Origin of the sequence: Streptomyces sp. NBC_01410 (assembly GCF_045040195.1) — a bacterium.
Lineage (GTDB): Bacteria > Actinomycetota > Actinomycetes > Streptomycetales > Streptomycetaceae > Streptomyces.
The window spans coordinates 1139674-1158111 of record NZ_CP109530.1 but is presented as its reverse complement, the minus strand read 5'-3'; the positions used below and the strand labels follow the sequence as shown (position 1 = coordinate 1158111).

Annotated in this window: 19 protein-coding genes and 1 pseudogene; 3 read left to right on the top strand and 17 right to left on the bottom strand. The window is 70.0% G+C overall.

The features are described 5' to 3' along the window. Window positions 1-3: 3 nt before the first annotated feature. The 7 genes from OG741_RS05405 to nagB form a co-directional block, all read right to left on the bottom strand. The gene (locus tag OG741_RS05405) at window positions 4-726 is read right to left on the bottom strand and encodes a hypothetical protein (protein WP_405595664.1); all 723 of its coding nucleotides are present in this window, start codon (window positions 724-726) and stop codon (window positions 4-6) included. Next, window positions 719-1465, bottom strand: coding sequence for a hypothetical protein (locus OG741_RS05400; protein WP_405595662.1), 747 nt, complete (start codon window positions 1463-1465; stop codon window positions 719-721). The genes OG741_RS05405 and OG741_RS05400 overlap by 8 nt, the downstream gene beginning before the upstream one ends. Before the next feature lie 29 nt (window positions 1466-1494). Further along, window positions 1495-2019, bottom strand: coding sequence for a phage tail protein (locus OG741_RS05395; protein ID WP_266487762.1), 525 nt, complete (start codon window positions 2017-2019; stop codon window positions 1495-1497). Window positions 2020-2048: 29 nt separating this feature from the next. Further along, window positions 2049-3899, bottom strand: a complete 1851-nt coding sequence (locus OG741_RS05390) for a phage tail sheath family protein (RefSeq protein ID WP_405595659.1) — start codon at window positions 3897-3899, stop codon at window positions 2049-2051. A 419-nt stretch (window positions 3900-4318) separates the two neighbouring features. Further along, a complete protein-coding gene (locus OG741_RS05385; RefSeq protein ID WP_405595657.1) occupies window positions 4319-5881 on the bottom strand; it encodes an APC family permease in 1563 nt (520 codons plus the stop codon). A 232-nt stretch (window positions 5882-6113) separates the two neighbouring features. Continuing rightward, a complete protein-coding gene (locus OG741_RS05380) occupies window positions 6114-7439 on the bottom strand; it encodes a globin domain-containing protein (RefSeq protein ID WP_405595655.1) in 1326 nt (441 codons plus the stop codon). A gap of 221 nt (window positions 7440-7660) precedes the next feature. Continuing rightward, window positions 7661-8443, bottom strand: a complete 783-nt coding sequence (nagB, locus tag OG741_RS05375) for a glucosamine-6-phosphate deaminase (protein WP_405595653.1) — start codon at window positions 8441-8443, stop codon at window positions 7661-7663. Between the two features lie 146 nt (window positions 8444-8589). On the opposite strand from nagB, the gene OG741_RS05370 reads away from it, so the two are divergent. Next, window positions 8590-9612: an alpha/beta fold hydrolase gene (locus tag OG741_RS05370; protein ID WP_405595651.1), complete on the top strand. Its 1023-nt coding sequence runs from the start codon at window positions 8590-8592 to the stop codon at window positions 9610-9612. A 19-nt stretch (window positions 9613-9631) separates the two neighbouring features. Here OG741_RS05370 and OG741_RS05365 read toward each other — a convergent pair whose 3' ends face one another. From OG741_RS05365 to dhaK, 7 genes and pseudogenes are all read right to left on the bottom strand, one after another. Further along, window positions 9632-9847 (bottom strand): hypothetical protein, encoded by a 216-nt coding sequence (locus tag OG741_RS05365; protein WP_405595649.1) that lies wholly within the window; start codon window positions 9845-9847, stop codon window positions 9632-9634. 116 nt (window positions 9848-9963) lie between these two features. Next, window positions 9964-10596 carry a class F sortase gene (locus OG741_RS05360; protein WP_405595647.1) on the bottom strand — a complete coding sequence of 211 codons (633 nt, stop codon included), beginning with the start codon at window positions 10594-10596 and terminating at the stop codon, window positions 9964-9966. Between the two features lie 15 nt (window positions 10597-10611). Then, window positions 10612-11154, bottom strand: a complete 543-nt coding sequence (locus tag OG741_RS05355) for a hypothetical protein (RefSeq protein ID WP_405595645.1) — start codon at window positions 11152-11154, stop codon at window positions 10612-10614. Between the two features lie 298 nt (window positions 11155-11452). Then, window positions 11453-11554 (bottom strand): annotated as a pseudogene (locus OG741_RS05350) (50S ribosomal protein L32); the annotation flags it as partial. A gap of 54 nt (window positions 11555-11608) precedes the next feature. Further along, window positions 11609-12019, bottom strand: a complete 411-nt coding sequence (locus tag OG741_RS05345) for a PTS-dependent dihydroxyacetone kinase phosphotransferase subunit DhaM (protein ID WP_405595643.1) — start codon at window positions 12017-12019, stop codon at window positions 11609-11611. After that, the gene (gene dhaL, locus OG741_RS05340) at window positions 12016-12630 is read right to left on the bottom strand and encodes a dihydroxyacetone kinase subunit DhaL (RefSeq protein ID WP_405595641.1); all 615 of its coding nucleotides are present in this window, start codon (window positions 12628-12630) and stop codon (window positions 12016-12018) included. The genes OG741_RS05345 and dhaL overlap by 4 nt, the downstream gene beginning before the upstream one ends. 48 nt (window positions 12631-12678) lie before the next feature. Beyond that, entirely contained in the window at window positions 12679-13671 is a 993-nt protein-coding gene (dhaK, locus tag OG741_RS05335; protein WP_266484572.1) for a dihydroxyacetone kinase subunit DhaK, read from the bottom strand. A 245-nt stretch (window positions 13672-13916) separates the two neighbouring features. Here dhaK and OG741_RS05330 point away from each other — a divergent pair, with 245 nt between their 5' ends. Further along, window positions 13917-14492: a MepB family protein gene (locus OG741_RS05330; protein WP_405605412.1), complete on the top strand. Its 576-nt coding sequence runs from the start codon at window positions 13917-13919 to the stop codon at window positions 14490-14492. Between the two features lie 17 nt (window positions 14493-14509). On the opposite strand, the gene OG741_RS05325 is transcribed toward OG741_RS05330, so the two are convergent. After that, window positions 14510-15178, bottom strand: a complete 669-nt coding sequence (locus tag OG741_RS05325; protein WP_405595639.1) for a hypothetical protein — start codon at window positions 15176-15178, stop codon at window positions 14510-14512. Window positions 15179-15599: 421 nt separating this feature from the next. Between OG741_RS05325 and OG741_RS05320 the strand changes: the two genes are divergently transcribed. Next, window positions 15600-16475 (top strand): universal stress protein, encoded by an 876-nt coding sequence (locus OG741_RS05320; RefSeq protein ID WP_405595637.1) that lies wholly within the window; start codon window positions 15600-15602, stop codon window positions 16473-16475. A gap of 42 nt (window positions 16476-16517) precedes the next feature. Here the strand turns inward: OG741_RS05320 and OG741_RS05315 are convergent, their stop codons facing one another. Then, window positions 16518-17171, bottom strand: coding sequence for a DUF4389 domain-containing protein (locus tag OG741_RS05315; RefSeq protein ID WP_405595635.1), 654 nt, complete (start codon window positions 17169-17171; stop codon window positions 16518-16520). A 75-nt stretch (window positions 17172-17246) separates the two neighbouring features. Then, window positions 17247-18350, bottom strand: a complete 1104-nt coding sequence (locus OG741_RS05310) for a zinc-dependent alcohol dehydrogenase family protein (protein WP_405595633.1) — start codon at window positions 18348-18350, stop codon at window positions 17247-17249. Window positions 18351-18438: the final 88 nt, after the last annotated feature.

Genomic DNA, 18438 nt, shown 5'->3' with positions numbered 1-18438 from the left:
ACCTCAGTCCCTCTTCTCGCCGCGTGACAGATAGTCGTCCAGCGTCAGCGCGGGTGTGCGCCGTCCGGTGTGCTCGGGGCGGCCGCCGGCGGGGCGGCTCGCGCCGGGCGGCGGGGCCGCGCTCACCTCCAGCCGTCCGATCTGTACGTGCACGACGCGTTCGGCGGGCCGCGGCGCGCGCCGTCCCACTCCGCTCAGCGCCGCACCACGGGCCGCCGCCGTATCGGAGCCGCGCGGCCGGGCCGGTGCCGAGGCGGCCCGGGTGACCGCTTCCGTGGCCCGGGGCGCGGAGGCAGTCTGCGTGCGCTGTGCCTCGGGCGCCTCGGCCGAAGCCCCCCGCCTCCCGGCACGCGGAACATCCGAAGCGGCTCGGCGCGGTGTCAGGGGCGCGGGCACGGCAGGCCGCAGCAACGGCCCCGGACTCTGCATGGCCTGCACCGCCCGCCGCTCGGTCTCACCCGCCGCAGCCGCGGCCTCGGTCCGTACGACGGTCTCGCGATCTGTCCGCACCTCGCGCTCGTGCCGTACCAACTCGGCCGGTCCGAAGGCAGGCTGGGGCGCCGACGGGATCAGCGCCGCCGGCTGGTCGGGTTCCGGTGGCCCGCTCCGCAGCGCCTCGACCCGTTCGAACGGGCCGGGCAGCCGCGGCCGGACCCGTGCCGGGCCACTGCCGGCCGCGGGCACCGGTGTGTGCCGGGCGAGCAGCCGGTCGAAGTAGTCAGGCATCTGCGCACAGCTCCAGGTAGTAACGACGCCGCAGCGGGCTGAGCGCCAGAATCGCCGGCTCGCTCCACCCGTAGGCGGTGGCGAGCAGATGGACGTCGAGCATCAAGTCCCGCGCCCAGGTGTCGAGTTCGGTCCACAGATAGGAGGTGATGTCCAGCTCGGCCGGGGTGGCCTCGCCGCACTCGGGGCAGGCGACGTTCAGCGTCACGTCGGCCGCCGGATCGGCTTGCTCCGCCAGTTCGGCCAGCCGTCGCTGTACGACCTCGGGCAGCAGTGCGGCCAGCCGTTCGGCCGGAACCGCCTGCCCGTTCCGCAGCGCCGAAACAATGCAGCGCGCCATGAGCAGCCGACGGGCCTGGTCCGGTTCCGGCATCGCACCGGCCGCCGCGAGGTCGGCGACGGTGGGCAGCCGGAACTCGATCGCCCACTCGCCCTCCTCCACCCGCAGCGGCCCGTCCGGTGTCTTGGTCCGGGCGCCGAACAGCGTCGCGTCGAGGTCGAACTCCATGGCCTCGCCGCATGCCGCGCACTCGACCCGCACCTGCATGCGCTCGCCGAACAACGCCCGGCGCAGCGCGAACAGATCAGCCTCCCGCTCGCCGACCGGCATCGACAGCAACGCGTCGGTGCCGGCCCCCGGGCGGGCCGCCCGGTGCAGCAGCAGAGACCTTCCCGGGTCGTGCTGTGCGAGCCCGGCCTCCCAGGTGGCGAGCAGCTCGGCCGGCCCCGTCGGCGTCATCCCTCATTCCTCCGGTGCGCAGACGTCGTTCAGGCGGGATGGGTGAAGGAGGGCTCGACCGGCTCCTCCACCTCGTAGTCCCGCTCCCAGCCCTCGCACTCGAGCTTGACGCTCTGGATCGCGACGGCGTTGGCGTTGGCGTCCAGTTCACCGAGCACCTGGTACTCGCTCACCCAGGCCCGGTAGAGCTTGTGCGAGACGGCCACCTGCCCGGCCTCGTTGAGGACCTGGATGATGATGTCCTTGCGGAAGTCCCGCAGCGAGACCTCCGAGCCGAGCCCGGCCCCGACCTGCCAGACCTTGTTGGCCCAGCGGTCGAACTCCGCGTCGTGGGTGACCCCGCGCTCGAGGGTGACGCCCTCGAACTCGGAGCGGCCCGGCGACTTGCGCGGAGAGCTCGGGTCACCGCCGTGGCGGTGCTTGACCACTTCGGTGGTGCGCTTGAGGGGACTGATCTTGCTGATGCCCGCGACCGTTCGACCGTCCCAGAGGACCAGGAACTTGAAATTCTTGTAGGGGTCGAAGCGATGGGCGTTGATCTGGAACTCAGCCATCGGTTTCCTTCGTGTTCCTTTTCCTTGGGTTACGAGAGGTCGAACTGCCCGGCCATCTGCTGGATCTTGACGATCACGAACTCCGCGGGCTTGACCGGCGCGATGCCGATCACGACATTGACCACTCCGGCGTCGATGTCGGCTTCGGTGGTCGTGTCCTTGTCGCACTTGACGAAGTACGCCTCGCGCGGTGTGCCGCCCTTGAACGCGCCCTGCCGGAACAGGTCGTTCAGATACGCCGATGCCTTGAGCCGGATCTGCTGCCACAGCTGCTCGCTGTTCGGCTCGAAGACGACCCACTGAAGACCGCGGTGAAGGCTCTCCTCGACATGCAGCGCGAGACGGCGCACGGGTACGTACTTCCACTCGCTGTCGAGCGCGTCGGCGCCCTCCAGCGTGCGCGCGCCCCACACCAGCGGGCCCACCACAGGGAAGGTGCGCAGGCAGTTGATGCCCAGCGGATTGAGCAGACCGTTCTCCCGGTCGGTGAGCTTGACCGACAGGGACCGCACACCGGCGAGCCGCGCCTCGGTACCGGCCGGGGCCTTCCACACGCCGCGCTCGCCGTCGGTCCTCGCGATGACACCCGCGATGGCACCCGAGGGCGGGAAGGACCGCAGCCGCCCGGTCAGCGGGTCGTTGAGCTGCAGATGCGGGAAGTACAGCCCGGCGTGATTGCTGCGTACGGGCTCGAACGCGCCGATTCCGGCCCGGGCCGCGTCCACGCTGCCCCAGGTGGACGGCGAGTCGACGAGCAGGAAGATCCGCCGCTCCCGGCACAGCTGCTCGGCCGCGGAGAGCACGGTGACCATGTCGTCGGTCGACTCGTACGCCGAAAGCTCCGGCAGAGCCAGCAGGTTGACGTCGTCCACGTCGCGCAGCGCCTGGACGCCGGTCTTGCGCGCCTCGCTGCCGATGAGGTCGCGCGGTCCGGGCGGATCGCCGTCCTTGCCGCCCTGCAGCGGGAAGACCGGCGGGTTGACCGAGGCTTCGAGACCGAGGTCGTTGGCGCACTCGCCGACGAAGCGGACCACATCGTCGGGGTCGACGGACCCGGCGACGACCTGGAGGCGCCGGCCGAAGGCGGTGACCTCTGCTCCGGCGAAGGCGTGCTTGCCGGGGGCGTCGGGCAGCGCGCGCAGCTTGCGCTCCAGGAGCAGGGCGAGCTCGGTGACACCGGCCGGGGGCTCGCCGTCGTGGTCGGGCTCGTAGAGCGTGAACTCGCGCTCCACATCGCCGATCTTGACTTTCAACTCGACGTTCAGATCGGGCAGTTCGGCCGCGAACGGCTTGGAGACCGTGCCGGAGGGGTCGGGGCGGTCCTCGTCCAGGGCCTTCACCCGGACCAGCGAGGAACCGGCGCCCACGACCGTCTCCACGAAGCGGCCGTGACCGCTGTGCATCGACAGTCCGGTGAAGGACTCGCGGGCGCCGCCGCGCGCGTCGAGGATGTGCAGATTGAAGGTCTTGTCCGGGGTCGGGGTGTCGTGATCGACGGCCACCCGCAGGCCCGAGCCCCATACGCCGGGCTCCTTGGCGTGCACCTCGAGCACCGGGCACTCGCTGTGCCCCTCGGTGGAGTTGAGCGTGACGCAGGCTTCCTCGCCGGTGCCGGCCTTGGCCACGCGGACGATCACCGCGACCGTGCCGCCGTTCCCGAAGAACTGGTGCACCGCGTAGCTGACGGCGCTCTGCGAGGTGAGTCCGCCGAAGCGGCGCTCGAAGTCGGCGAAGCTGGTGATCCGCACGGGTTGATTGAGCGGACCCCGGCGGGTGTGCCCCACGAACGCGGTCACCGAGGTGGTGACGGAGGCGATGGTACGGATGCTGCTGGGAAGTTCTTCGATGTATACGCCGGGATAGCCCATGTGCGTCGGCATTCCCCCTCCATTCCCTTCGCGCGCAACAGGAGATGAGGAGGGGAGGTGAAGAAGCCGCACGTATGCGTCGAGCATGCATACGCGCTCTTCACTGCAATCCCCCGTCACACACCCCGTGCGATATCGGTCTCGCAGGGCCATCGGCATGTGCCTGCGCTTGTGGCTCCTGATGCATGAGTGCCAATAGGAAGTCTGGTTTGCACCTGGAGGGCGGGTCAAGGGCCGATTCAGTCATCCGGCGATCATCGCCGGAGGAGTCGGTGACGGGTGATTTGACGTGGTCGGAGGGATATCGCTGGCCGAATATGAAGAGGAATTCACGATCACTTCACAGGAAGATTCGATCTGGGGTGGGAAACCAGCCGAATGCAACTGGTCGCGGCGCGCCGCCTTGTGTCCCGATCGGGGGCAAATGGGGCTTACTGGGTGGGGTACTTGGAGGCGTCACTGACGGGTACGTCGGGGTTGCGGAACCACGAGCCCTGCACCGCCCGCTGAATGAGCATCAGAATGGCGCCGATCACCAGGGCGCCGATGCCGATGACGGAGACCCCGCCGGTGTCGCCGAGCCAGGGCAGGTCGATGACGGTGGTGCCGTACTCGGGGTCGGCGTAGACGCTGAAGGCCGCGTAGCAGAAGAAGTACAGGAGCATCAGCGCGCCGAGGAGCGGCAGAACACCCTTCAGCCAGAAGTTGGCGGCGCTGCGGGTGAGGACCTTGCGGAAGTACCAGACGCAGGCGAAGCCGGTGAGTCCGTAGTAGAACGCGATGCCCAGGCCGACCGAGGCGATCGAGTCCTCCAGGACATTGCCGCTGATGGCCGTCAGGCCTGCGTAGAAGGCGATCGACGCCAGTCCCATGGCGACCGTCGACCAGGTCGGGGTCAGGAAGCGCGGGTGGACACGCGCGAAGACCGCGGGGAGTGCCTTGTGCGTCGCCATCGAGAAGCTGGTGCGTGCGGTGGGAAGAATCGTCGTCTGCGTGGAGGCCGCGGCCGATGTGAGCACCATCAGGACCAGCAGCTTCGACAGGAACCCGCCGAATCCTTCCGTGCCGAACACATCGTCGCCGAAACTGCCCAGCACGTCCCCGGAGTTGTCGGGATTGGCCAGCCCGATGCCCTTCTCGCCGATACCGGCGAAGGCCTGGGCCGACGTGGTCACCAGCAGGTAGATGCCGAGCAGCATGACGGTGGAGATGACGGCGGCGCGGCCGGGGGTGCGCTCGCGGTCGGCGGTCTCCTCGTTGACCGAGACGGCCGTGTCCCAGCCCCAGTAGATGAAGACGGCCAGCAGGACGCCCTGCGTCAGGGCGCTGGCGGAGTCGATCTCGAAGGGGTTGAACCAGGAAGCGGACACGTGCAGCGATTCCGCGTGCGGGTTGTCGCCGTACACCTTCACCAGCGCCGTGATGGAGAGGATGGCGAGGAGTACGAGCTCGATGCTGAGCAGCCACTTCTGAAGGAATGCGGAGATCTCGATGCCGACGTAGCAGATGAACGTCATCACGGCGATCCAGATCACACCCGCGAACATCGTCCACCAGCGGCTTTCGGCCACGCCGTCGGCTCCGACCAGCTGGAATCCGTACTGGCCGGCGATCTGCGCCAGATTCGCCATCACGATGATGTCGGCGATGATGATGCCCCAGCCGCCCATCCAGCCCGTGCGCGGTCCGAAGGCCCGGGCGGACCAGCTGAAGGTGGTGCCGCAGTCGGGGTCCACGGCGTTCATCGCCTTGTAGGCGTAGGCGATGAAGAACATCGGGACGAATCCCAGGATCACGATGACCGGTGACTGGAGCCCGACGGCGAGGACGATGAAGCCGAGCGTGGCGGCCAGGCTGTACGCGGGGGCCGTCGAGGCGAGGCCGATGGCCACGGAGGAGACAAGGCCCAGGGCACCGCGCTTGAGCCCTTTCTCGCCCACCGCGGATGTCTGCGTCGGCAGGGAGCCGGGAGGCTCGCCGGGAAGTCTTTGCATGGTGCGGCCTTTCGCCCAACAGCCACGCGGAATGCGCAGAAGCATCGCTACTTTCCGTGATACACCCGTTTGTGGATGATCGAAAGTCGGGACACCTTTCGGCAATCGAGGGAAAGCGCTCTCAGTCCGCGCTCCCCAAACCCCGGACTCGGCTACCGTCCCGATTTCTGGGGCCGGCCGGCTCTACCGCGGCGATTCTCCCAACTGGCCCGGCCTCGGGGAGATGGAGCGGTCACCTGGGAGCTGCTGAATACCCCGGCGCTCTGACCGGCTTCCTGGTCGGTTCGAACCAGCTGCCGTCGTCCGGCCCGGACTCCGGCTGCGTCGCCGCCCGGGGCGCCGGGAGGGAGAGCGGCCGGGTGCGGGCTTCGGGATCGATCCAGGTGACGGGGCGGGGGTCGAGGAACTGTTCCGAGTGGGAGACATGTCCGCGCCGCTGCACCGACGTGGGCAGCGGGTCGCGGATAAGTGATGCCGCGGGCAGGCCGGACTCGTACAGCAGCGCGGCCGTCTCCTGGACGAACATCACCGGACCGCACAGATAGACGGTCTCGCCGGGCCACTCCCGGCGCCCGCTCAGATTGCTCTGCAGCCGTTCGGCGGCCCGCGTCCTGCCCTCGTCGCGCTCCTGGTACCACCAGTAGGCGCTGAGACAGGGGTGGGCGCGCAGCAGCTCGACCAGTGCGTCCGAGTCGTAGAAGTCGGCCTCGCCGCGCGCCACGACGTCGACCCGGATACGGGGCGAGGGTTTGCGGGCGAGTAACTCCTCCAGGACCGACTTGACCGGGGCCCAGCCCGTACCGGCGGCGATCAGTGTGACGGCCGGGGTGCCGGGCGGCGGGGCGAGCGCGGAGCCCGAGGCGCCGCCCAGCCGGAGTATCTGGCCCGGCTCGGTGCGGTCGCACAGCACATTGCTCAACAGGCCTTCGTCGACCCGGCCGACATGGAATTCGAGCGCACCGTCGCGGTCGGGGTGGCCCGCCAGGGAGTAGGGCCGCCATACGCCCGGCAGATCGGGGTGCTCGATCGTGGCGTACTGGCCGGGGAGCCACGGGTAGTGGGCCGACGGTGCGGCACGGATGACAGCCGTGTGCCCGGCGTGCAGCCTGTGCGAGACGATGGTGGCCTCCCACGAGGCGGGCTCGCCCGCGGCCAGAGACAGACGGGCGCCGCCGGTCATGGCCTCGGCGGCGCCCGTGTAGACCCGAGTCCAGGCAGCTTCGGTCCGGTCGTCCCAGAAATACGTGCTGTGGTACCGGACGGCGGCGACGAGACTCTCGCCCACCGCCGCGTAATCGTCGTCCACTGTCCCGAACTTGCGGTGGTCCCGGCCGAGCCGCTCGAGATGGGCCGGGAGACCGGGGTGGTCGAGATGGTCCACGACATGTACCAAGGCCGTGAACAGACGCTCGTACTGATCGTCCATCACGGCCGGAAACAGCGGGCGCAGCTCCGGATGATGGCTGAAGAGGTGCGCGTAGAAGTAGCGGACCACGTGGGAGGCTCGTCGTCTGACCAGCTCCAGGCTCGCTCTGACCACATCGATGTCGTCGTTCATGGGTATCCCCCGCGCCCTCGTGAAGCACCGACCGCCCGCGCGGGGTCAGGGGGCGGCATCGTTGCGCGCCGTCTGAACGCGCGTCAAAAGTGCTGAGCCAGCGCACCGTATCAACTCAGGGGCGATGTCGAGCTGTTGAGGCGTAAATTATGTCTCGACTGGAACATTCCCCCTTCCGGCCGGGACGCGCGGGAGCCGGACGGGCTGCCTCGTACGGGCTTCTAGATGCCCTGCCAGTCGGGCTTGGCGGCATAGGTGGCGCGGAAGTAGTCGGCGAGCTTGAGGCTGGAGGCCGCGGCCTCGTCCACGACGACCGTGGCGTGCGGGTGGAGCTGCAGCGCCGATGCGGGCACCAGCGCGGACAGCGGGCCTTCGACGGCGAGCGCCACGGCGTCGGCCTTCGACTCGCCGGTGGCCAGCAGGACCAGATGGCGGGCTTCCAGGATGGTGCCGATGCCCTGGGTGATCACATGGTGGGGGACCTCGTCGAGGCCGTTGAAGAACCGGGCGTTGTCCTGCCGGGTCTGCTGGGTCAGCGTCTTGATCCGGGTGCGGGAGGCGAGGGACGAGCAGGGCTCGTTGAAGCCGATGTGTCCGTCGGTGCCGATGCCCAGCAGCTGGAGGTCGACGCCGCCGGCCTCCGCGAGCGCGCGGTCATAGGCGAGACACGCTGCCGCGACGTCCTCGGCGGTGCCGTCGGGGCCCATGAAGGAGGCCTCGGTCAGGCCGAGGGATTCTATCACCTCGCGCAGGACGACCGAACGGTAGGACTCGGGGTGTCCGGACGGCAGTCCGACGTACTCGTCGAGCTGGCAGATCCTGGCTCGGGAGGCGTCCACCTCCGAGGCGCGCACCTTGGCCGCGAGGGCTTCGTAAATGGGCAGCGGAGTCGATCCCGTGGCGACGCCCAGAAGGGCGTCGGGCTTGCGTCGCAGCAGGTCGGCCATGGCTTCGGCAATGAGCTCGCCGCCGACGGCGGAGTCCGGAACGATGACAACTTCCACGAAGATCCCTGTCTCTGAAGGCGCAAGTGGTGTAGACCAATCTACCTGGTGGAAGGAGCTTCTGTCGCCCGCCGCAGACGTACCCCGGGTGAAACCTGACGGAAATCCCCGGTGCGAGAGCGCCTCTACGCTCGGATCAGGACGCCATGGGAGGTGAGCGGGTGGTCACCGGCCTCGGACCGCACGCATCGGACCGGAGCAGGCTGCGCTCCGTCAGCGAGGACGACGTACAGCTGCGCCACCATGTGGTGCACGGCTACCGCCGCGCGTACCGGATCGCCGGAGAGGGACCGGCGCTCCTCCTCATCCACGGCATAGGGGACTCCTCGGCCACCTGGGTGGACCTCATTGCGGGTCTGGCGCGCAGATACACCGTCATCGCACCCGACCTCCTCGGCCACGGGGCCTCGGACAAGCCGCGCGCCGACTATTCGGTGGCTGCCTACGCGAACGGCATGCGCGATCTGCTCGGCGTACTGGGCATCGACTCGGCCACCCTCGTCGGCCACTCGTTCGGCGGCGGCGTCGCCATGCAGTTCGCCTACCAGTTTCCCGAGCGCACCGAGCGGCTGGTCCTGGTCGGCGCGGGCGGGGTGGCCCGCGACGTCAACCCGGTCCTGCGGGCCGTCTCCCTCCCGGGCGCCGACCTGCTGCTCTCGACGCTCTCGCTGCCGGGGATGCGCACGGTCACCGGCCTCTTCACCGAGCTGATCAAGCGGCTGGACACCGACCTCGGACAGGACGCCCCCGAGCTGCTCAACCTGGTGGACGCGCTGCCTGACGCCACCTCGCGCAGTGCTTTCATCCGCACGCTGCGGGCGGTCGTCGACTGGCGGGGCCAGGTCGTGACCATGCTCGACCGCTGCTATCTGAGCGAAGGGATGCCGACCATGCTGCTGTGGGGATCACGCGACAGCGTGGTGCCGGTGGAGCATGCGTACGGTGCGCACGCGGCGATGCCCGGAAGCCGGCTGGAGATCTTCGAGGGCGCAGGCCACTTTCCCCATCACGTCGACCCGACGCGCTTTATGGCACTGGTCGAGGAATTCGTCGAGACGACCGGGCCGGCCGACTGGAGTACGGAGCGCTGGCGCGAACTGTTGCGGGCGGGGCGCGGGGGAGAGAGCGAGAGCGACGTGAGGATGGCGAGCGAGCGCAGCGCGACGTAGTGGCGCGGCTCCGGACGATTCAGAACAGGGGCAGCTGGCCCGGGAAGTCCGGCACGACGGCGCCGTCGAGATCCGGCTGCAGAGCCGGATCGAACGGCGCCTGACTCCGGGACCCGGGACAGGAGACGAGCTCGGACACCGTCCGCGCGCCCGCAGGGTCATGGCGGGCGAACCGCCCGGCGACGACGGCGATTTCACGGCGGCACACGGGGCAGCGGCGACGGGGAGCGGACATGGCTCCAGTCTGCCAGCCCGGACCGACAGGGCAGCGGCGCGGCGGGCGCACGCCGGGAGGGCACCGACGTACCCCTCACCCTCGTCGGTCGGCTACGGCGGAGCCTCGGCAGGACCTCAGCGCACCGCGGTCAGCCGGGCGGACGCCACGACGTTCCCGTCGTAACCGGTCTTCTTCGTGTACCCGCCGCCGCAGGTGATGACCCGCAGCTCCGGCCGAGGCGTGTCCCGGTAGATCCGCTCCGCGGGGAAGCTCTTCTTGGCGAAGACCTGGACGGCGTAGACGGCGAACACCGCCGTACGCCCGTCGCCGCGCAGGATCTCGATGCGGCTGCCCCGCTGGAGCGAGCCGAGCGAGTAGAAGACGGCCGGGCCCGCCGGGTTGTCGACATGGCCGACGACGACGGACGTGCCCCGTTCGCCGGGGCTGACCGCGGCCCGGTACCAGCCGGCGAGATTGCTGATCTCCAGGGGCGGCGCGTCGACCCAGCCGTCGGCGTCGAGGCCGACCTCGGTCAGCGGGGCGTCGACTCGGAGCGACGGGACGGCGATCCGGCGCGGCGGGGAGTGGGGGAGCGGGCCGGGCGCGGCAGGAAGAGGGTCGGCCACGCTCTTGTGCGCAGGGGCGGCGGCGCGGGGCTGGGGTGGGCCGCCGGTCCCCTCGCCTGCTCCGTTGCGTACGAGAAAGAGCCCGAGCAGCAGGACACAGGCGAGCGTGAACCAGGTGCCGCGTCTGCTGGACGTGGGCATGGGCCTTCCCTTGGGTCAGCTGCCGTTCCCGGTGGGGCGGCGCAGCATCAGGACACCGCCACCGGCGAGCGCGCCCGCGATGAGCGCGGAGCCGACGCCGATCTGAGTGGGGCTCAGATCGGCGAAGCTGCCGCCGGTGCCGCCCTTCACGCCTCCGCCGGGCTTGACGGGCCTGAAGGACTTGGCAGGCTTGGCGGGTTCGACGGGCTCCATGGGCCTGGCGGGCTCGGCCTTGCCGGTCGTTTCGGTCGCATCGTTCGCTTCGGCCGTGTCCGTCGGTTCCGTGAACTGAGTCGAACCGGTGTGCAGGTCCGACCCGTCGGCGGCGGTGAGGGGCGCGGTGCCCGTCCCGCCCAGGCAGTCCGAGGTGATGTCGTACCCGGCCTCGCACTCGGTTGCGTCGAGGGTCCCGGTGTCGCCCTGCGCGGTGGCCGTGGGCGGGAGGGTGGAGCCGAACGAGGTGATGCTGCTCCCGTCGTCGGCGAGGGCGGCCGGGGCGCCAAGAGCGAGCGCGGCGGTGCCGATCAGGGCGAGGGAAGCGACATTTATCGCACGCATGGTCAGTTCTCCATGTTCCCGAGGAGCCATGGCGGAAGGTTCGGCGAAATGGGATAAATGCCCCTCGTTGAGACTGACGCTAGGAGGGCAGAGGGGGGTGGCGCATGTGGCGCGGGGGGCACCGGAGCGGCGTGTCACCCCCGTCGGGCGCCGCGGCCGTGACGGTCGTGCCAGGTCACGCGGCATGCCCGGGCGCCCCGGCCGTACGGAGGCCTGCGCGGCGACGGCCGGGGCCACCGGGGTGACGGCGTCACCCGTACGGAAGGTGTCCCTCGGTGCGGTGCACGTCCCGGGCCCGTCAGCCCTCCGGGCGCAGCATGCCGCGCTCGTACGCCTTCGCGAGCCGCTGCGGTACGCGGTACACCGAGCCGTCGATCGTGACGGGCACCAGCTGGGGCGTCGCAATCGGGCTCGCCCCTGCCCCGGCGGCCTGCCGCCCCGCGCCGCCCCGGGCTCACACCTTCCGGTAGTCGTACGCCTCCGAGGCCGCGGCCTCGACCGCGTCGAGATCCCCGCCCGCCGACGCGGTCACCACCGCGGCCACCGCGCCCTCCAGGAAGGGCGCGTCCATCAGCCGTGTCCCGTCCGGGAGTTCATCGCCCTCGGCCAGCAGCGCCTTCACCGTCAGTACGGCACTGCCCAGATCGACGAGTACGGCCACCCCAACGCCCCCGTCCACCGAGGCCGCGGCCGCCGAGATCAGCTCCGAGCTGGTGCCGAGGCCGCCGTCGGGCGTACCGCCCGCCGCGGCGACGGGGGCGGTCGGGCCGCCGCCCGCGAGCCCCTTGGCCAGTTCGGCGACGGCCGCCGCCACCGCCTTGCTGTGCGAGACCAGGACGATCCCGACGGGCTTGCCCCCGCTCATCCCGCGACCTCCGCGGCATCCGCAAGCGCCGCGATCAGCAGCGCCGACGAGGTCGCGCCCGGGTCCTGGTGCCCGATGCTGCGCTCGCCCAGATAGCTGGCCCTGCCCTTGCGCGCCTGCAGCGGTACGGTCGCGAGCGCGCCCGCTTCGGCCGCATCGCGTGCTGCCGCGAACGAATCGGTACTGTCGCCGAGCGCCTCGACCGCCGGCTCCAGCGCGTCCAGCATCGTCTTGTCCCCGGCCCTGGCCCCGCCGAGCTGTGCGACCGCCGCCACTCCCGTACGCAGGGCATCGGCCAGCTGCCCGGGCGTCACCTCGGCGTCGTCGCCGAGCGCCTTGCCCGTACGCCGCAGCAGCGTCCCGTACAGCGGACCCGACGCCCCGCCCACCGTCGAGATCAACTGCCGCCCCGCCAGGGTCAGTACGGCCCCGGGCGTCTGCGGTGCCTCCTTTTCCAGGACGGCGATCACCGCCGTGAACCCCCGCTGCATGTTGGTGCCGTGGTCGGCGTCGCCGATCGCCGAATCCAGCTCGGTGAGCCGGTCCGCCTCACGGTCCACCCGGGCCGCGGCTGCCGTCAGCCAGCGGCGGAAGAAGTCGGCGTCGAGCACATGAACTCCCTGGGGTGAGTCGTACGGGGACAGTTTGGTCCAGCTGGTTCAGCGGCCCCAGCGCAGGGCGGCCGTCTCCACCGGCGCGTCCCACAACCGCAGCAGCTCCTCGTCGACCTGACAGAGCGTCACTGAACAGCCGGCCATGTCGAGCGACGTCACATAGTTCCCGACGAGGGTACGGACGACGGGCACCCGGCGCTCGCTCAGCACCCGCTGCACCTCGGCGTTGAAGCCGTACAGCTCCAGCAGCGGGGTGGCGCCCATGCCGTTGACGAGCACGATCACCGGGGACGTCGGCGGCAGATCCTCCAGCACCGCGTTCACGGCGAAGTCGGCGATCTCGCGCGAGGTCATCATCGGGCGCCGTTCGCGGCCCGGCTCGCCGTGGATGCCGATGCCCAACTCCAGCTCACCCGAAGGGAGATCGAAGGTCGGGCTGCCCTTCGCGGGCGTCGTGCTGGCGCTGAGCGCGACGCCGAAGCTGCGGGAATTCTCATTGACCTGCCGCGCGATCGACTCGACCCGCTCCAGCGGCGCGCCCTCCTCGGCTGCCGCACCGGCGATCTTCTCGACGAACAGGGTGGCGCCGGTGCCGCGCCGGCCTGCCGTGTAGAGGCTGTCGGTCACCGCCACATCGTCGTTCACCAGCACCTTGGCGAGGCGTACACCCTCGTCCTCGGCGAGTTCGGCGGCCATGTCGAAGTTGAGGACGTCGCCCGTGTAGTTCTTGACGATGAACAGCACCCCCTCGCCGCTGTCGACGGCGGCGGCGGCCCGCACCATCTGATCGGGCACGGGACTGGTGAAGACCTCTCCCGGGCATGCCGCGGCGAGCATCCCGGGCCCGACGAAGCCGCCGTGCAGCGGCTCGTGCCCAGAACCGCCCCCGGAGACCAGCCCGACCTTCCCGGCGACGGGAGCGTCACGCCGCACGATCACCCGGTTCTCCACATCGACGGACAACTCGGGGTGTGCCGCCGCCATACCGCGGAGGGCGTCGGCGACGACGGTCTCCGGCACATTGATGAGCATCCTCAACGGTTCCTCCTGGGAAGGTTGGCGGCCAGGCTGCCCCTGAGCGGGGTTCTTCCTGGTCTGCGCTGCTCTGACGAGGGCTTCCAGTATCGAAGAGGCGGGAGCGATCGGGAAGCGACGCGTCGAAGGTGGCGCACAGACCCGTTGCCGCCACGGTGCGCCTCGCTCGCCACCGGGCATGCGTCGAGGACGCCCCGACGAGTAAATTCGCTCATGCGTTCGATGTCTGGCAGGATGCAGGAATGGCGATGGAACGTGACGGCTCTCCGGAGGCCGGTGCCTGTGATCCTGGGTCTTGGCCGCGCGAGGCCGGGATCCCCAGCGATCTGTTGGTGGCGAAGGCGCTGGTGTACGACCCGAGTGGGTTCGCCTGCGCACGGCCGGTGCCTGAAGCGGAGAGCGCCGAGTACGGGGCATGCGAGTTCACGCTGGACGGCTTCTCGGTCAGGTTCCGGGTGGCCAAGACGACACCGACGAAGGTCGGCCAGTTCGTCACGGTGTGGAGGAGATCCGCGAGCGGGCCGATCCGGCCCTTCGACGCTGAAGATCCGGTTGATCTGTTCGTCATCAGCACTCGCGACGGCGAGCGGTTCGGGCAATTCGTCTTTCCGCGAGACGTGCTCTGCGAACGGGACATCGTGTCAAGGAACGGGTCCGGCGGGAAACGGGCATTCCGCGTCTATCCGCCGTGGGTGACGACCACCAACCGCCAAGCCCGCAACACGCAGACGTGGCAGTTGAACCACTTCCTGCAACTGTCCGAAGACGGGCCCATCGGCACGGAGTGCGCCCGCGCGCTCTATCACGCCTGTGACCGCTTGTGACACAGAGACCACACGCGTCACGTCCCATCCCTTTCCGAGCTGTCAACCCGGACGGGCCCGGGCCTGTCCCTGTGCTCCACGGCCGACCTGACCGACCGCAGCGCGGCACGCAGGACGACGCCGACGCCCGGTGAGACGAGCGTCCAGTAGCGGCCGAAACGAGCCGTGGACTCCGGGTCGGTGCAGGCGGTGCGCGCCTCGTAGACCAGCAGGGAGCGCCGCGTGCCGTACGGATGAACGGTGAAAGCGGCGGCCATCTTCGCCCAGCCGGGCTCGTCGAAGGCGGTGAACGCCTCCGGCTCGATACGGCGCCATTCGATGGCGGGCTTCCATACCTTGCCGACCGCTCCGAAGACGAGTTCCCGTCGTGGGGTCTCGCCGAGCGCCACCCAAGGCTGGCCCTGTTCATGCTTGTCGGTGGCGTCGAAGAGATCGGCCACGCGCATCGTCGGCGGCGCCGGAAGCGGGCGGCTGCGAAGCCGGTCCGGTACCCCGCGCGCCCACATGACCATGTCGAACAGCGGCGAGTGAACGGTGAGCAGGTCCAGCTCCCGCGTGGCCTCGTACACCGCGGAGGGCGGGGCTGTGATCATCACGCATTCCAGGCGGGTGAACCGGAATTCCGGCAGCGCCCCGTCGAGCAGCAGGGGAGCGGTGGCCGTATCCGTCGTCGGGTCGGCGTTCATCAGAACCTCCCAGGTCCGATACGTGCCCGATGCCTCCAGTGTGAGGTGGCACCCCGACCGGCGCAGGGGCCGAACGGTCCCGGTCCCAGCGGGAAACCGGGTCCGGCCAAGCGCCTGCGCGCCCGGCCTCGCTCCGGACGCGCAGGTGTGTGCGGCTCCTGGCGGATATGCGCTCAGGCATGCCGCACCGGGATGGTCCGGTGCCCGCCTTCGTCTCCGGCACCCGGACCCTGATGGTCAGCACGCGTGCCGCGCTCGGCACGCAGCGTCGGGACGCCTTCCGTCTTCCAGTGTCACGCCGGACAGGTGGCACTGGCGAACGCCGAGGACGCACATCTGCCGACGCGACACCGCCCCGCGCACAGTGGGACCGTGACAACAGCAACGCCTTCGATCAGCCCGAAGAAAGGTGGTGGGGACGATGGAGCTGCCCCTCGTCGTGGGTGTGGACGGCTCGGAATCCAGCCTGAAGGCCGTGGACTGGGCGGTGGAGGAGGCTGCACGGCACGGCATCCCGCTGCGGCTCGTGTACGCGTCCCTCTGGGAGCGTTACGAAGGGCAGACGCCTTCGTCCAGCCTCGACCGCCCCACCGACGAGGTGCTCGCGGACACCATCGTCGCCACCGCCGCGGAGCGCGCCCACCGGCGCGACCCGGACGTGAAGGTGACCACCGCGGTGCTGCCCGAGGAGGCGGCGACCGCGCTGCTGACCGAGGGGCACAACGCTTTCGCGGTCGTCACCGGATCACGTGGCCGCGGGGAACTCGCCGGTCTGCTGCTCGGCTCGGTGAGTCTGGCGGTGGCGGCAGGCGCAAGCTGCCCGGTGATCGTCGTACGGGGCGACGCGGCGGCCCTGTCGGCCGCCCACGGGCGGATCCTGCTGGGCATCGGCGAGGCGGCCCGTGGATCCAGCGCGGTGGACTTCGCCTTCCGCGAGGCGGCGGCACGGGGCTGCACCCTCGATGCCGTACGCGCCTGGCGCTGCCCCGCACACGAGACGACCGACCATTCGCTGCTCATCGGAGACGCGGCCGCGTACCACGAGATGCGGGCTGCCACTGTGGTCGACGAGGCGCTGGGCGGTGCTGTGGACGATCACCCGGATGTCCTCGTGCGCCGGACCACGCTGGAGGGACAGGCCCGCAAGGTGCTGCTCGACCGGTCGGCCGCCGCGGACCTGCTGATCGTCGGAGCGCGGCGCAGGGAGGGACACTTCGGCCTGCAGCTCGGCCGGCTGGCCCACGCCGCACTCCATCACGCCGCATGCCCCGTGGCAGTTGTACCGCAGCGGGTGTGAGCCGCGCTGCGCGGCCGTGGCAGCGGTGGCGTCCGCGCACGCTCAGCGCAGGGGCGCCGGGTGGGTACCGCCCATGTCCAGCCTGAAGGGCGGGTACGTGTCGGTCATCAGGAGCGCGTACGCGGCGACCCGCAGAACCCACCGGTTGAGACCCATGACGAGGTCGAAGATGTCCCTCGGGTACTTCTCGGTGAAGGCGAGAATGACACCGGCGATGACGGACAGGACGGCGATGAGCCCCCCGTCCCACCAGCCGGCGTGGAAGCCGCCCGCGAAGAAGCCGATCACGATGTACTGCGGAATGGCGAGCAGCCACCATTTCACCAGGACGAGGCCACGAGACAGCCGCTCCGGATAGGCGATGTCCAGTCGGGCCGGATAGCCGGGCTCCTCGCCGAGGCTGAACGGCGGGTAGCGGTCGGTGGCCAGCGCTCCGTATCCGTAGTACGAGACCCGCCACGTCCAGCGCAGCACTCCGAGGGTGAAGTCGAACAGCGGCCGGGGATAGCGCTCCGTGATCAGAATGGCGAAGAAGGCGACCACGCTGACCAGGAAGACGGCTACCCAGAGGAAGAACAACACGATGTAGTGCGGGATCAGCATCAGCCACTTCACCAGCCAGAGCCAGCGTGACAGCGGTGCCTCGAGCACCGCATCCACTCTCACCGGGTCGTACGCCGCCGGAGTCGTCGTCATGGCTGTCAGCTCCTTCCTCCACGTGCCCTCGTAGATCAAGGGCTGCTTCCAGCTTGCGCGCGCCGGGCGCCCCGGTCATTCGGAGGCCGGCCGGGGGTGGGGTCCGTCGGCCCCCGCAAGAGGCTCGACGTCCTTGTGTTCCGGACCGCCGAGGACGACTTTCAGCGCGCCCGTGTCGGCCGCCTTGGAGAAGACGTCGTACGCCTCCTCGATCTGCGCGAGCTCGAAGCGATGGGTCGCGAGAGCGGACGCCGGCAGCCGGCCGGCCGCCAGCATGCCCAGCAGCAGCGGTGTGGAGTACGTGTCCACGAGGCCGGTCCTGATGGTCACGTTCTTGATCCAGAGCTCTTCCAGGTGAAGCGTCGCGGGCTTCCCGTGCACGCCCACATTCGCCACGCGGCCTCCTGGCCGGACCACACGGGTGCAGAGTTCGAAGGTCTCGGGGACACCGACGGCCTCGACGGCCACATCCGCCCCGAGCCCCTCGGTCAGGTCCGAGACAAGCGACTGCGGTCCTTCCGCCGCGTTGACGACGGCATCCGCGCCGAGTTCACGGGCGGCGTCCAGCCGGGACTCGGCCAGATCCACGGCGATGATCCTTCCGGGGGAGAACAGCCGCGCCGTGGCGATGGTGGCGAGTCCGATCGGCCCGGCCCCGACGACCACGACGGTGTCGCCCGGCAGCACACCTCCGTTGAGTACCCCCACCTCGTACGCGGTGGGGAAGATGTCGGACAGCAGTACGGCGTCGCTGCTGTGCACCGCCGCGGGAAGCGGGTGGACGGAGAAGTCGGCGAAGGGGACACGTACGTACTCGGCCTGGGTGCCGTCGATCAGGTGGCCGAGCACCCATCCGCCGTTGCCGCGGCACTGCCCGTACATCTGCTCGCGGCAGTAACGGCAGCGGCCGCAGGGGGAGATGCAGGAGACGAGCACCCGGTCCCCGGGGCGGACCGTGCGGACGTCACTGCCCGCCTCGACGACCTCGCCGACGGCTTCGTGTCCGAGGACCGTGCCGGGGGTCACCTCGGGCACGTCGCCCTTGAGGATGTGCAGATCCGTACCGCAGATCGTCGTGGTGTCGACCCGGACCACGATGTCCGTCGGCTCCTGGATGCCCGGATCCGCCACCTTGTCCCATGAGGCCTTGCCCGGGCCATGGAAAACGAGCGCTTTCATGGTGTTCCTCTCCTCATGCGGTGCGCCTGATCCCGTCCCGACCAGCGTGTTCCGCGTGGTGCGGGGCGCACAGGGGCCGTCCGGCCCA